This window comes from Rhodobacter sp. 24-YEA-8 (assembly GCF_900105075.1).
Lineage (GTDB): Bacteria > Pseudomonadota > Alphaproteobacteria > Rhodobacterales > Rhodobacteraceae > Pseudogemmobacter.
Window position 1 is genome coordinate 343832 of record NZ_FNSK01000001.1, and the last position, 13640, is coordinate 357471.

Genomic DNA, 13640 nt, shown 5'->3' on the forward strand with positions numbered 1-13640 from the left:
CCTGGTACAGGTCTGCTGCCAGCCTCAGATATCGAGCTCGTCGGTATTGGCGAAACGGGCCTTTTCCTGAATGAACTGAAAGCGCAGCTCCGGCTTTTTGCCCATCAGGTCATTGACCAGGGTTTTCGTCGATTCGCGCTCTTCCTCATTGATCGAGACCTGGATCAGCTTGCGCGTTGCCGGGTTCATCGTGGTGTCTTTGAGGTCCTTGGCATCCATCTCGCCCAGCCCCTTGAAACGCTGCACATCGATCTTGCCGCGCCCGCCCAGACCCTTGGCCAGCCATTCCTCTTTCTCGGCATCATTCGAGACATAGAGCCGCTTCGGCCCCTGGGTCAGGCGGTAAAGCGGCGGGCAGGCGAGGTAGAGATGCCCTTTCAGAATCAGCTGCGGCATCTGTTCATAGAAGAATGTCATCAGCAGCGAGGCGATATGGGCGCCATCCACATCGGCGTCGGTCATGATGATGATCTTGTCATAGCGCAGATCGTCGATGCGGAAGCGATCTTTCATGCCAACGCCAAGCGCTTCGCAAATGTCGCGGATCTCGGCATTGTCCGAGAGTTTGCTCGCGGCAGCCCCCAGCACATTGAGCACCTTGCCGCGCAAGGGCAGCAGCGCCTGGAATTTGCGGTCGCGCGCACCCTTGCCGCTGCCGCCGGCGGAATCGCCCTCGACGAGGAACAGTTCGGTGCCGGAGCGGTTCGAGGCAGAACAATCGACCAGCTTGCCCGGGAGGCGTAGTCGCTTGGTCGCCGTCTTGCGCTGCGTTTCCTTTTCGGCGCGGCGCTTCAGCCGTTCCTCAGCGCGCTGCACCAGGAAATCAAGGATCGCGCCGGCAGATTTCGGATCACTGGCCAGCCAGGTGTCGAAATGGTCGCGGACGGCGTTTTCCACCCATTTCGCCGCCTCTTCTGTCGCCAGCCGGTCCTTGGTCTGGCCGACAAATTGCGGTTCCCGGATAAAGACCGAGATCAGCGCGCAGCCGCCGGTCAGCATATCCTCGCGGGTGATCTGATCGGCTTTGCGGTTCTTGACCCGCTCGCCATATGCGCGGATGCCTTTCAGGGTCGCGGCCCAGAAACCGGCCTCATGGGTGCCGCCCTCAGGGGTCGGAACCGTGTTGGTGTAGGACGAGATGAAACCGTCGCGCATCGGCGTCCAGTTGATCGCCCATTCGACCGAGCCGGGCACGCCGAACTTTTCCCTGAAGCTGACTTTGCCCGCGAAAGGCCGCTCGGCATAGGTCTGATCGGATTGCAGCTGTTCTGCCAGATATTCACCAAGGCCACCGGGGTAATGGAAGGTCGCTTCCAGCGGCATATCGCCGTCCGGAATCGCGGATTTCCAGCGGATCTCAACGCCGGAATAAAGATAGGCTTTGGAACGGACCATCTTCATCAGCCGCGCCGGGCGGAAGGTCTGATGGCCGAAAATCTCGGCATCGGGGTGGAAGATCACCGTGGTGCCGCGCCGGTTCGGCGCCGGGCCAATTTTTGCGACCGGTCCCCGGGGCTTGCCACGCGAGAATTCCTGGACGTAGAGTTCTTTGTTCCGCGCCACCTCGACCCGCATATGGTCGGACAGTGCATTGACCACAGACGAGCCAACGCCGTTCAGCCCGCCCGAGGTTTCATAGGCGTCGCCATTGAACTTGCCGCCGGCATGCAGCGTGCAGAGGATCACCTCCAGCGCGGATTTGTCGGGGAATTTCGGATGCGGGTCGACGGGAATCCCGCGCCCGTTATCCCTGATCGAAACCGAGCCATCGGCCAACAGCTCGACCTCGATCCGGTTGGCGTGGCCGGCGACCGCCTCGTCCATCGAATTGTCGAGAATCTCGGCGGCAAGATGGTGATAGGCGCGCTCGTCAATGCCGCCGATATACATGCCGGGCCGCATCCGCACCGCTTCAAGCGGTTCAAGAACCTCAATCGAGGAGGCGTCATAGGTCTGCTGGTTCGGCGCGGCGAGAAGATCGCCGGAATCATTCGGGGCCATGCGCTGCTCTTATGGTTTGTAGCACAGCATTAGACCACCCGGAGGGGGAGGCGCGCAAGATCCAGGGGGGATTTTCCTGTGGACGCGCGCAAGGGGGGCGCTGCCCCCGTCTCCTGGCGGAGACTCCCCCGGGATATTTAGAGACAGATGAAAAGATCTTCTGCTGATTTCATCTGTCCTTAAATATCCCCGCCGGAGGCATCCGGCCCCGTAACGGGGCCGGACGTCTTTTCTCAGCGCCAGCCAAGCGCCGGGGCGACATGTTTCAGGATATTCTCGATCACATGGGCGTTGTACTCGACGCCCAGCGTGTTCGGCACCGTCAGAAGCAGGGTATCGGCCTCGGCGATGGCTTCGTCCTGGCGCAGCTCCTCGATCAGCTTTTGCGGCTCGGCGGCGTAAGAGCGGCCGAAGACCGCGCGCTGATCGTCGATCACACCGACCTGGTCCTGGTCGGGGCGCGATTGCCCGAAATACATCTGATCCTGCGCTGTGGTGATCGCGAAGATCGAGCGGCTGACCGAGACGCGGGGCGTATGCTTATGACCCGCTTCTTTCCAGGCCGCGCGGTATTTGCGGATCTGGTTAGCCTGCTGCACATGGAAAGGCTCGCCGGTCTCATCCCATTTCAGGGTCGAGCTTTGCAGGTTCATCCCCAGTTGCGCCGCCCAGATCGCGGTCTGATCCGAGGCTGCGCCCCACCAGATGCGGTTTCTCAGCCCTTCGGAATGCGGCTCCAGCCGCAAGAGGCCCGGCGGGTTCGGGAACATCGGGCGTGGATTTGGCTTTGCGAAGCCCTGGCCTTCGAGGAGGCTCAGGAAGGTCAGTGCATGTTCACGGGCCAGATCCTGATCGGTCTCGCCCTCTTCCGGCGCATAGCCGAAATGGCGCCAGCCATCGATCACCTGTTCGGGCGAGCCGCGCGAGATCCCCAGCTGCAGCCTGCCGCCGGAGATCAGATCGGCAGACCCTGCATCCTCGATCATGTAATGCGGGTTCTCATAGCGCATATCGATGACGCCGGTGCCGATCTCGATCTTCTTCGTGCGGGCGCCGATGGCGGCCAGAAGCGGGAAGGGCGAAGACAGCTGGCGGGCGAAATGGTGAACCCGATAATAGGCGCCGTCAGCACCAAGCTCTTCGGCGGCTTCGGCCAGTTCGATGCTCTGGAGCAGCACATCCTGGGCCGAACGGGTGGCCGAACCCTGCTGGGTCGACCAATGGCCGAAAGACAGAAAACCGATTTTCTTCATGGTTCAAATCCCCTGATCCTGAGATCCGGGCCGGGCCAGTGGCCGCGCCGGATCGTTTGACGGAAAGATGGGGCGATCGGCGCGCCAATGCCAGAAGCAGCGGCGCGCAACCACTGTGCGCAGGTGCCCGTTCCCGGGGTCAGGCCGGCTCTGCCTCGCGCCTGGCCCAGAAGGCCTGGAACGCCGGCCGGGCCTGGCAGCGGGCGAGCCAGTCACTCACATGCGGGTATTCCGCCAGAAGCGCGGGATAGCCCTGGGCATAGCGCAGGCATTCGGCAGTATTGATATCGGCGGCGGTAAAGCGGTCGCCCACCAGCCAGTCATGTGCGCTCAGGTGCCGTTCCAGCCGGTTCAGCGGCCGGCGCAGTTTCTCGGCGCTGACCCGGATCGCGGCGCGGGTTTCGGGCAGGGTGTCGCCACCGGATTCGACGGCGAGCAGGATCTCCAGCGCCGGCGGCTCCAGTGAGGTTGCCGCGTAAAGCGCCCATTGCTCCATCAGCGATTGCTCGGATGCGTCGGCCGGGCCAAAGCCGCCCCCATGGCGGCGCGCGATATGAAGGGTGATCGCCAGCGACTCGGTCAGCAAAAGCCCGTCATCCTCCATCGCGGGGATCTGGCCCTGCGGATTGACGGCGAGATAATCGGGCGAGGCGGTGTTCAGCGCCGCGTCTTCGGCCTTCGCATCCCTGAGACGATAGGCCTGGATCACCGGCACATGGGTGAAATCGCAGCCGATTTCGCCAAGGAGCCAGAGCGGGCGCGAGGCGCGTGAACGATAGACGCCGTAAAGGGTGATCATGTCGGGGTCCCCAAAGCCGGGCAGATACTGCCTGAAATAACCCGGCCCCAATAGCAGAAGCGGGAAGAAAATCCACTGGCTGCCGGGGCCGCTCACCCGATTGGGAAAAGATTTCCTGCGAGCGTCCGCCAGGCAGGAGGGTTTTTCGCACTGGTGGGGCTTGCGGGGAAAGGCGGGGGGCTCCGCCCGGGCTCTGCGGCTGACTTTGCCGGTCTCTCCTGGTATGCAGGCCTGACCGCGCGCCGCGTTTGTCCAGGATCAAGGTCAAATGCGGCGGCCAGGATTATGCTCTGGCCGGCCCCTTTCGGTCCGGCGCGCGCGCAGCCCGGACAAGACGGGCGTCGTTTTGCATTATGGTGAAGGAGTTCCTCATGAGCACAGATTTGCATGTCAGCGGCAACGAAAAACCGTCTGAGCCAGAAGCCGTCCCGGGAGATAGCCCGACCCCGCCGGTGCTGCCGCCTGAGACCGGCGACACTCTCGCGCCGCCGCGCCATTTTCCTGCAGTGACCCAGGACGAGATTCGTGAGGCCTTCGAAAGCGGGCGCTACCCCTATGGACGCCTGATGGGGCGCGTCGCCTATGAGCGGGAAAAGGCGCAGCTTCAGGCCGAGCTTTTGAAGGTACAGATCTGGGCGCAGGAAACCGGGCAGAAATTCGTCCTTCTGATGGAAGGGCGCGATGCGGCTGGCAAGGGCGGTACCATCAAGCGGTTCATGGAACACCTGAATCCGCGATATGCGCGTGTGGTGGCGCTGACCAAACCCTCGGACAAGGAAAAAGGCGAATGGTTCTTTCAGCGTTACATCCAGCATCTGCCCACCGCCGGCGAGATCGTCTTCTTTGACCGGTCCTGGTACAACCGGGCCGGGGTCGAGCGGGTGATGGGCTTCTGCACCCCGCCGGAATATCTCGAATTCATGCGCGAGGCGCCGGAGCTGGAACGGATGCTGGTTCGTTCGGGCATCCGGCTTTACAAATACTGGTTCTCGGTCACCAGGGGCGAACAGTTCAAACGCTTCAGGGCGCGCGAGACCGATCCTCTGAAAATGTGGAAGCTCTCGCCCATCGACAAGGCGAGCCTCGACAAATGGGATGACTACACCGAGGCCAAAGAGGCGATGTTCTTCTACACCGATACCGCCGATGCGCCCTGGACCATTGTGAAGTCGAATGACAAGAAACGCGCCCGGCTGAATTGCATGAAGCATTTCCTCGCCTCGCTGGACTATCCCGGCAAGGATCATGCGCTGGTGATGCAGCCTGATCCGCTGATCATCGGCTCGGCGGCGCAGGTTTTGCGGGGGGCGGCGCACATCCCGGGCAGCACCACACATCCGGCTGTGCGGCATGGCTGAGATGCCGCCTCTCGCGGCATATTGCCGCTAATTTGATCAAAGGATAGACCATGCGGCATGGATAATTTGTCGCAGCCCGCCCGTCCGTTCACATTCGCCAGGCATCTGCGTGAGACGCTGCGGCTTGGTCTGCCGCTGGCGGGGTCCTCCATCGCGCAATTCTCGCTGCATGTGGTCAATACCGCTATGGTCGGCTGGTATGGCGTGGTGCAGCAGGGCGCGCTGGTGATCGCGGCGTCGAGCTTTTTCATTCTCTTCGTCGTGGGCTCGGGTTTTGCACGCGCGGTGATGCCGCTGGCCGCGAGCGCAAGGGCGCGTGGCGATGATACGGAGCTCCGGCGTGCGGCTCGGATGGGGCTCTGGTTGTCCATCGGCTTTGGCCTGCTCGTGTACCCGATATTCTGGTTTGCCGGGCCGATCATGCTGGCACTTGGACAAAAGCCCGAAGTGGCGGCCGAGGCGCAGTACTACCTGCGCATCGCCGGTATTGGCATGGTGCCGACGCTTGGCGTGGCAGTATTGCAGGCCTGGCTCGCGGCGCTCGGGCGGACGCAGATCGTGCTCTGGGTCACGGTGGCGGCAGTGGTGGTCAATATCATCGTCAACTGGTTCCTGATCTTCGGCAATGACGGCGCGCCCGAGATGGGGGTCGGGGGCGCAGGCGTGGCAACGCTCGTGGTGCAGGTCTTTTCGCTGCTGGGGCTGGGGCTTTATGCCGGGCTGTTGCCAGCGCTGCGGCAGTTTCAGCTCTTCCGCCGGTTCTGGCGCATCGACGTGGCGGCGCTGCGCGAGGTCTGGCGGCTGGGCCTGCCGATCGGGCTGACCGGGCTTGCGGAAAGCGGGCTCTTCCAGGCCAGCGCGCTCATGATGGGTTGGATCGGCACCCGTCAGCTGGCCGCGCATGGTATTGCACTGGAAATCACGGCGCTGGCCTTCATGTGCCATGTCGGCCTGTCGAATGCCGCAACGATCCGGGTGGCCGAGGCCTCGGGGCGCGCGGATCCGGCGGGGATACGGCTGGCCTCCGGCGCGGCGCTGCTGATCTCTTTCCTCGTCGCGGTTGTGGTGATCATCGTCTTTCTGAGCGTTCCGGAATTGCTGGTGCGGCAGTTCCTCGACCTCGAGAAACCGGGGTCTGATTTTGTGCTGCAATTCGGGATGACGCTGCTGGCGCTGGCGGCCTTGTTCCAGCTCGCAGATGCGATGCAGGTGATGGCGCTTGGCCTGTTGCGCGGTATTCAGGATACGGCAGTGCCGATGTGGCTCGCCACCATGAGTTACTGGGTGATCGGTATTCCGGTCAGCTATGTGCTGGCTTTCCCGCTGGGCTTTGGCGGGGTAGGCCTCTGGTCGGGGCTGGTGATCGGCCTGGTCGGGGCGGCGGTGAGCCTGATGATCCGCTTCTGGCTGCTAGCGCCAAAGCCGGGCATGGCTGGCAAAGCGGCCCTGTAATTTCGCGATCAGCCGGTTGATGAGGCCGGGATGCGGGATGGTGCCGCTGGCCAGCCGGTCAAGTGCGACCTCAACCGGGCAGGGGCGACGCGAGACCGGATCCCAGTAGCGCGGATAGGCGATCAGGCTGGCATGGACCAGCTGCGCCAGATCGGGCCGGGGAAGCAGCGCGCCATCGGGGCGACGCAGGCGGCGTTCCGGGATATCGCCCAGGTCGCGGGTCAGCCCCCAGCCGGCATAGAAAGGCGCACCGAAGGTCGTGACCGCCTTGCCCCGGATCAGGGCCTCGAACCCGGTGAGGGAAGTCATGGTCCAGACCTCATCCACCTCATTCAGCGCGGCCGCCATACTGGCATGGGTCAGGACCAGATCGGCCAGCGGTGCAGTCTGATCGGCGGGGATCATCCCGGGGCGCAGACCGGCCTCGACATCGGGATGCGGCTTATAGAGGATCAGCGCGTCCGGGTTGGCTGCGCGGGTGACTTTCAGCAGGTCGAGATTGGTCCGGATGGCACCGGCGCCGCTCAGGATCGAGGCGTCATTTTCGACCTGGCCCGGAACCAGAATGCGGGATCTCTGGTCGGTCTCCCGGTCGGGGAGCGCCGGAATGGCACCTTCAATGTTGTATTTGGTCAAATTGGCCGCGCGCAGCCTTTCGATCAGCCGCGTCGCGCGGGCATGGCCGCCCGGGGGGAGAGGCGCCTTGATCAGCTCTTCCAGCCGCGAGGGATGCGCTGGGTCGTAATAGATCCCGAGGTCATCGGCGACCAGCGACAAAGGCGGCACCAGCTCGGCCCCTAGCCCGCGTGAGCGCAGGAACCCATCCTCAACCCGCAGCGTGCCCGATGGCAGGATAGCCGGCGCTTTCCCGGCCCAGACCAGCAGGCTTTGCCCCTTCGCCTGCGCAGCCCCATCGATAAAGCGCAGCGGCTTTTCCCGTCCGAAAAACGCCTGCAACCGCCCGCGTTTCCACATGCGCATCCCCATCGCCATATGGCCATGGCGATCCTGACGAAAGGCGCGCAGCTCGGCCTCCAGCTGATCAACCACCTCTTCAAAGCTGCAAAGCCGGTCGCGGCAGGGGTCATACCAGCGGGGCGCGATGATCATCACGCCGGCAAAGAGCTGCGCCCGTGTCAGCTTGCGCTTACGGCGGGACGGCGGCGTGCGGTCTTCGGTCAGCCCCCAGCCGGCATAGAAGGGCAGCCCCCAGACGCGGGGGCGATGCCCGGCAAGGATCGCCTCAAACCCAAGCTGCGACGACACGGTATAGACCGCCACCGCACCTTCAAGCAACGCGTAGGGCGGGATCGCGGGATCGGAAAAGCTGATCCCCGGCCCCTCCGGGTCGCGCAGATGCTCGGGCCCGAAATGACCGGGGCGCAGCCCTTTCGCAGTTTCAGGATGCGCGCGGATCAGGATGGGCAGATGTGGCCAGTCGCGGCGCGCGGTTTCGAGCATTTCCTCGAAAGACCCCCGATCCGCACCCGAAGCCTGCAGCGAGGCATCGTTCACCGTCTGATCAACCACCAGCACATAGCCCGGCGGTGGTGACGGCAGGGAAATGTCGTGCAGATTGTATTTGGACAATTCAAGCGCGCGAAGACGGTCGATTCCGACCTTTGCGCGGCTCAGAATGTTCGAATTATCTAAGGGATCGGTTGAGAGAATCCGCTCGGTCAGCGAGATATCCGACGGGTCGAAATGGATGCCTTCTGCATCGATCAGCAGGCCGAGCCCGGGCTCGCCCATCCGCCCCGGCCGGATCGAGCGCAGAAACGCATCCTCCAGCCGCACCAGCCGCACACCGCGTTTTGCCGCCACTTTCTCGCCGCGCCAGGCGGTGGGGCTGGCCCCCCAGACCACGACGCCGTCGCCCGGTTTCGGCAGGCCGAAGCGCAGTTCATGCCCGGCGAGGGCGAGGATCCGCTTCAGCCGGCGGTCGCGCAGGAAGGACAGGTTCTGATGGAAAAGCCGCCGTGGGATCACCACGGCGGCCTCTGGTTTCGGATCGCGTTCGACGGCCAAGGCGGCCTCAGTTGCCGGCGGCGGAGTTGATGCTCGCCGCGGCTCCGGCAGATCCCGTCAGCACAGAAAGCGATTTCTGCCACTGAACATAGGGCGCCTCGGTCACATAGACGGTGTCGCCATCGCGGACGAGGAAGTCACGCGCCTCGAACATGCCGGTCGGCGCGGTCAGGTCGAGCACATAGACCACCCGCTGATCGCCCCTGAGATCGCTGCGGCCGAGCACGGCATTGGCGATGGCTTCGGGCTCGTTGCGGAAGACGAAGACGCCGGTCGGATCGGCGGCCATGGTCTGCAGCCCGCCCACTGTGGCCAGGGCCTCGATGGCCGAGAGACTTTCGCTCTCGAATGGGACCACGGTTTGCGTGCCGGTGGCGCCAAGGGCGGTAAACTTGCGTTCATCTTCTTCGATCACGATCCGGTCGCCGGGACGCAGCGCGATATCCATTTTCGGATTGGCCCAGAGATCTTTCAGCCAGATCTTGCCGGTCTGACCGCCACGGGTCACGCGCACAAGCGCAGTTGAGGGGTCGATCACGACGCCGCCGGCACGGGCCAGCATGGAGGCCAGCGTGCGGGTTGGCTGTTCGATCGGGAAGACACCCGGGGTAGAGACCGAGCCGTTGATCGTCACGGTCGAGCCGTCACCGGCCACGCGCGCCACCTGGACCTGCGGATCCGGCGTTTGCGCATCAAGCTTGCGGGTGATGGCCGAGCGCACGGCCTCGACCGAAGTTCCGGCGGCTTTGATCCGGCCGGCATAGGGGATGAAGACAAAGCCCTGTCCGTCGACCTGGACTTCGGTCAGCTGCGAGACGCGCTGGCCGGTATTGCCCAGAAGCGGGTCGTCGCGGACGTTTTCAAACACGGTGATCGACAGGAGGTCGCCATTCGAGATCGTGTCAGATCCCATCTTGCCGGCCTTCTGGAAGCTGTCTGAAAACCCGAAAGAGGGCAGCACGGCGGTGGCGCGCGTGACCCTTGGATTGACGCTGACGATAAAGGCATCGCCCTCTTTCAGGACCGAGCCTGCAAAGATCTCTTTCTTGTTCGGTCCCGACCGCGGCAGGCCGCAACTCGCGGTCGCGGCGACAATGGCGATCAAGGCCAGGGCTTTCGCCCCCCTCGTGGTATGTCCGATCACTGCTCGGGCTCCTTTAGCGGATTTGCCTCAAGTTTTGACCGCAACAATACGGAATATCACGGAAATTGAAAGTCTTTGGTTTTCGGAAATTCAGGTCACCAGCCGCAACTGTTGCCTTGGTGCCGCGTTTCCGCTGGTCAAAGCGTCGTAAGGATCCTGCCCGGAAAGCAGCATATCCACAACTTGTCGTAGTAATTCACGCCGCCCACGCGAGGAGTAGAAGCCACCGGCGACCTGACTGGTCTCAAGCAAATAATGCCGGTAATCGCGATAGGCGCGGGTATCGGGGCGTTTTCCTTCGGCGAAAAACTGCGCGGCAGGCTGTGACGAGACAAATTCCGGCTTGGAATAGACCGCGCGACCAAAGGTGCGCAGCGGCAATCCGCGCCAGAGCGCCTGTTGCCCGGCGGTCGAATTCACCGTCACCGCAGACCGCGCATGGTTCAGCAAAGCGGCGAGTTTGCCGCCGCGCACGAAATGCACGCGTCTGGCCACACCAAATTGTTGCGCCAGCCGCCGGATGGTCGATTTTACCGCGATACGCCCGTCTTCCAGCGGATGCGCCTTGAAGACGAGGTGGTGGTGTTTCGGCGCGCCTTCGGCAAAGCCCTGGATCACCACATCGAGAAACTCGCCCATGGTGGTGAAGGGCGAATGGTCGCGGAAGCTGGCATCATGTTCCAGCTGCAGGATCGCCAGATGATAGGGGAAACCGCCATAGCGGATGCGCCAGGTGGCAAGGCGGCGTTCCAGCGCGTGGAAGGGCAGGAGGCAGAGCCGTTTTACATAAAGCAGGAATTCCTGGCGCACGGTAAGGGCGCGATGCGGGCGGAAATTGCGATAATCCCAGAACCCGGCCCAGACGAACCAGTGATAGAGCGCGCCCCAGAACATATGCTGGCGCATATCGCCCCACCGTGCCGGAGCATCGGGCAGATCGGTATCGGTGCGTGCGAGGGCGGCACGCATCTCATCGACGCTCGTATCCATCAGCCGGGAATTGCCGTTCGAGCCATTGCGCTCATAGGTCACCCAATAGGGGCGCAGATAGCCTTCCTCGAAGACATGTATGGTCACCCCCATCGCGCGCGCGACCGCGATCGCTTTGGCGTGATTGGGACGGGTGTCGCCATAAAGCACCAGATCGGTGATGCCCTTTTCCTCGATGATGGCGGCTACCCCTGCCGGCCAGTCTTCCGGGCGGCCGCGCCAGGGAATATAGCTCGCGCCATCATGCCAGAGCGCGCGGTCGCCCCGGTTGAAACCGACGCGCCAGACCTTTGCCCCGGAATGGCTGAGCATCTTCCCCAGACGTGAGAAGAAGGGGCCATGGGGCCCCTGCAGCAACAGAAAATGTTTGGTCTCTTCCGGTTTCATACCCACCAGTCATCTGTGAACTGCGCCGCCGCTCCGGCCCGGATATCCGGTGTTGCCGCACTTGCCTATGGGGCAATTCTACCGGTGCTTGCGGCAGGATTAGGGCGCGGCCTGGGCCATGCCGCGGTCACGGTCGCAGCAATGGGCCGAAATCGCTGGTCGCAGTCGCGGGGCTTGCCAGCGGGAAGCCGGCGGGGATAGACCTGCAGTCAGGGTTTAAGCGGCAAAGAGGGATGGCGATGTTCACCGGAATCGTGACCGATATTGGCGAGATTATCGAGCTGGAGCAACGCGGTGATCTGCGTGCGAGAATCGCGACCGCCTATCCGGCTGCGGGAATCGACCTTGGCGCATCAATCGCCTGCGAGGGCGTCTGCCTGACGGTGATCGAAAAGGGAACAGAACCGCGCAACTGGTTCGATGTCGAAATCAGCGCCGAGTCGGTGTCGAAGACCAATCTCTCCGGCTGGCATCTGGGGAAACGGCTCAACCTGGAACGGGCGCTGAAAGTGGGCGATGAGCTTGGCGGGCATATCGTCTCCGGCCATGTCGACGGCGTGGCCGAGGTGGTTCGGATGACCCCGGAAGGCGACAGCCTGCGGGTGACCTTCCGCGCGCCGGAGGTGCTGGCGAAGTTCATCGCGCAGAAAGGCTCGGTTGCGCTGAACGGCACGTCGCTGACGGTGAACGAAGTCGAGGGGCGCGATTTCGGGGTCAATTTCATCCCCCATACGCGCAAGGTCACGACCTGGGGCCAGCTGGCCGAGGGCGATCTGGTCAATCTCGAGGTCGATACGATGGCGCGTTATGTTGCCCGGCTGGCAGAGTGGCGTTGAAACGGGGCAGGGTGGCATAGCTTTCCGCCAGGCCCCGGTTTCTTTCCAGAAACCGGCCCGAAATCTGTACAGATTTCGGCGCCCGCGTGATTGAACCATGCGATTGAAAACGGCGGCCCCGGATGAGGCCGCCGTTTTGCATGTCTGCGTGATCTCAGTCCGAGAGGTCAGGCCGCGCGCGACACCAGGACTTCTTCGACTTTCTTCTGCGCGCCGGCCTCGTCAACGCCCGAAACGGCGGCGACTTCGCGGGTCAGACGCTCCAGCGCGGCTTCATAGAGCTGACGCTCGGAATAGCTTTGCTCGCGCTGATCATCGGTGCGGTGCAGATCGCGCACCACTTCGGCAATCGCCATCAGATCGCCCGAGTTGATCTTTTGTTCATATTCCTGCGCGCGGCGCGACCACATGGCGCGCTTCACCCGGGCCTTGCCCTTCAGCGTTTCCAGTGCCCTGGTCACCACATCAGGGGCCGAGAGGGCGCGCATACCCACATCGGTCGCCTTATTGGTCGGAACCCGCAGGGTCATCTTGTCCTTTTCAAAGGTGATGACGAAGAGTTCCAGTTTGAAACCGGCAATCTCCTGCTCTTCGATAGAGATGATCTTGCCAACACCATGAGCAGGGTAGACAACGAACTCGTTGGGGCGGAAATCAGGCTTCTTCGACTTGGTCATTCAGACACTTCCTCGGTCAGATACAGGTTTTCCGCGCGCACAGCCGTTCATAGGGACGAACAAGACCCTTCCCAGGCAGCGCCCGGTGTCGGGGGCCTGTGGTGAAGGGCACTATTGTCACAAGAATAGCTGTCTCAGGCGAGCAGTCCTGAGGCAGAATCAGGCATCCATGCTGGTTTATGAAAAAACCATAACACAGAATCACCACGATTCCAACCGTCGTGAGCGGACACGCCTGTGCCACATGTCGCGAGAAGGGCAGGACTTACCCGAATTTCACGCTATTGGGATATGATGTGAGGGTGTGGGATGAGGCGCGGGTTAACCCGGCCTCTCAGCTGCCTTCGCCCGGTGCCGGATCGAAGTATTTCTCCAGCTTGCCGGCCTCGCCATCGCGCTCGGCATAGCCGGGCAACGGATCGCGCTTCTCGGTGATCACCGGCCAGATTTCGGCATATTTGCGGTTGAAGGCAACCCATTCCTCCATATCCGGTTCCGTATCGGGGCGGATCGCATCTGCCGGGCATTCCGGTTCGCAAACGCCGCAATCGATACATTCATCCGGATGGATGACCAGAGTGTTCACGCCCTCGTAGAAACAGTCCACCGGGCAGACTTCGACGCAATCGGTAAATTTGCAGGCGATGCAATTGTCGGTGACGACATAGGTCATGGGACGGTTCCGGAACACTCTCTGAGGCGTCAGTTAAGCCAG

General features: G+C 62.7%; 11 protein-coding genes. 3 read left to right on the forward strand and 8 right to left on the reverse strand.

All coding sequences use genetic code 11. The annotated features are described in order from the left end of the window. Positions 1-24: 24 nt before the first annotated feature. From BLW25_RS01735 to BLW25_RS01745, 3 genes are all read right to left on the reverse strand, one after another. On the reverse strand, positions 25-2001 hold the full coding sequence (locus BLW25_RS01735) for a DNA gyrase/topoisomerase IV subunit B (protein ID WP_092895790.1): 1977 nt from the start codon (positions 1999-2001) through the stop codon (positions 25-27). A gap of 233 nt (positions 2002-2234) precedes the next feature. After that, positions 2235-3254: an LLM class flavin-dependent oxidoreductase gene (locus BLW25_RS01740; protein ID WP_092895792.1), complete on the reverse strand. Its 1020-nt coding sequence runs from the start codon at positions 3252-3254 to the stop codon at positions 2235-2237. A 139-nt stretch (positions 3255-3393) separates the two neighbouring features. Further along, on the reverse strand, positions 3394-4053 hold the full coding sequence (locus BLW25_RS01745; protein ID WP_092901323.1) for a glutathione S-transferase family protein: 660 nt from the start codon (positions 4051-4053) through the stop codon (positions 3394-3396). Positions 4054-4424: 371 nt separating this feature from the next. Here BLW25_RS01745 and ppk2 point away from each other — a divergent pair, with 371 nt between their 5' ends. Both ppk2 and BLW25_RS01755 read left to right on the forward strand, forming a co-directional pair. Next, on the forward strand, positions 4425-5411 hold the full coding sequence (gene ppk2, locus BLW25_RS01750; RefSeq protein WP_092895794.1) for a polyphosphate kinase 2: 987 nt from the start codon (positions 4425-4427) through the stop codon (positions 5409-5411). Between the two features lie 57 nt (positions 5412-5468). Beyond that, positions 5469-6863, forward strand: a complete 1395-nt coding sequence (locus tag BLW25_RS01755; protein WP_092895796.1) for an MATE family efflux transporter — start codon at positions 5469-5471, stop codon at positions 6861-6863. On the opposite strand, the gene BLW25_RS01760 is transcribed toward BLW25_RS01755, so the two are convergent. The 3 genes from BLW25_RS01760 to BLW25_RS01770 all read right to left on the reverse strand — a co-directional run bounded on the left by BLW25_RS01760 (position 6822) and on the right by BLW25_RS01770 (position 11412). Beyond that, complete coding sequence (locus tag BLW25_RS01760; protein ID WP_092895798.1) at positions 6822-8891, reverse strand: capsular polysaccharide biosynthesis protein; 2070 nt, start codon at positions 8889-8891, stop codon at positions 6822-6824. The genes BLW25_RS01755 and BLW25_RS01760 overlap by 42 nt on opposite strands. 7 nt (positions 8892-8898) lie before the next feature. Beyond that, a complete protein-coding gene (locus BLW25_RS01765; protein ID WP_092895800.1) occupies positions 8899-10035 on the reverse strand; it encodes a polysaccharide biosynthesis/export family protein in 1137 nt (378 codons plus the stop codon). Between the two features lie 90 nt (positions 10036-10125). Continuing rightward, positions 10126-11412, reverse strand: coding sequence for a capsule biosynthesis protein (locus tag BLW25_RS01770; RefSeq protein ID WP_092895802.1), 1287 nt, complete (start codon positions 11410-11412; stop codon positions 10126-10128). 239 nt (positions 11413-11651) lie between these two features. Here BLW25_RS01770 and BLW25_RS01775 point away from each other — a divergent pair, with 239 nt between their 5' ends. Then, on the forward strand, positions 11652-12248 hold the full coding sequence (locus tag BLW25_RS01775) for a riboflavin synthase (RefSeq protein ID WP_092901326.1): 597 nt from the start codon (positions 11652-11654) through the stop codon (positions 12246-12248). A gap of 167 nt (positions 12249-12415) precedes the next feature. Here BLW25_RS01775 and BLW25_RS01780 read toward each other — a convergent pair whose 3' ends face one another. Continuing rightward, positions 12416-12925 carry a CarD family transcriptional regulator gene (locus BLW25_RS01780; protein WP_092895804.1) on the reverse strand — a complete coding sequence of 170 codons (510 nt, stop codon included), beginning with the start codon at positions 12923-12925 and terminating at the stop codon, positions 12416-12418. A gap of 334 nt (positions 12926-13259) precedes the next feature. Next, positions 13260-13598, reverse strand: a complete 339-nt coding sequence (fdxA, locus tag BLW25_RS01785; RefSeq protein WP_092895806.1) for a ferredoxin FdxA — start codon at positions 13596-13598, stop codon at positions 13260-13262. Positions 13599-13640 lie beyond the last annotated feature (42 nt).

Coding starts and splice junctions, on each gene's coding strand:
- BLW25_RS01735 (WP_092895790.1), bottom strand. CDS start 2,001: ATGGCCCCGAATGATTCCGGCGATCTTCTCGCCGCGCCGAACCAGCAG.
- BLW25_RS01740 (WP_092895792.1), bottom strand. CDS start 3,254: ATGAAGAAAATCGGTTTTCTGTCTTTCGGCCATTGGTCGACCCAGCAG.
- BLW25_RS01745 (WP_092901323.1), bottom strand. CDS start 4,053: ATGATCACCCTTTACGGCGTCTATCGTTCACGCGCCTCGCGCCCGCTC.
- ppk2 (WP_092895794.1), top strand. CDS start 4,425: ATGAGCACAGATTTGCATGTCAGCGGCAACGAAAAACCGTCTGAGCCA.
- BLW25_RS01755 (WP_092895796.1), top strand. CDS start 5,469: ATGGATAATTTGTCGCAGCCCGCCCGTCCGTTCACATTCGCCAGGCAT.
- BLW25_RS01770 (WP_092895802.1), bottom strand. CDS start 11,412: ATGAAACCGGAAGAGACCAAACATTTTCTGTTGCTGCAGGGGCCCCAT.
- BLW25_RS01775 (WP_092901326.1), top strand. CDS start 11,652: ATGTTCACCGGAATCGTGACCGATATTGGCGAGATTATCGAGCTGGAG.
- BLW25_RS01780 (WP_092895804.1), bottom strand. CDS start 12,925: ATGACCAAGTCGAAGAAGCCTGATTTCCGCCCCAACGAGTTCGTTGTC.
- fdxA (WP_092895806.1), bottom strand. CDS start 13,598: ATGACCTATGTCGTCACCGACAATTGCATCGCCTGCAAATTTACCGAT.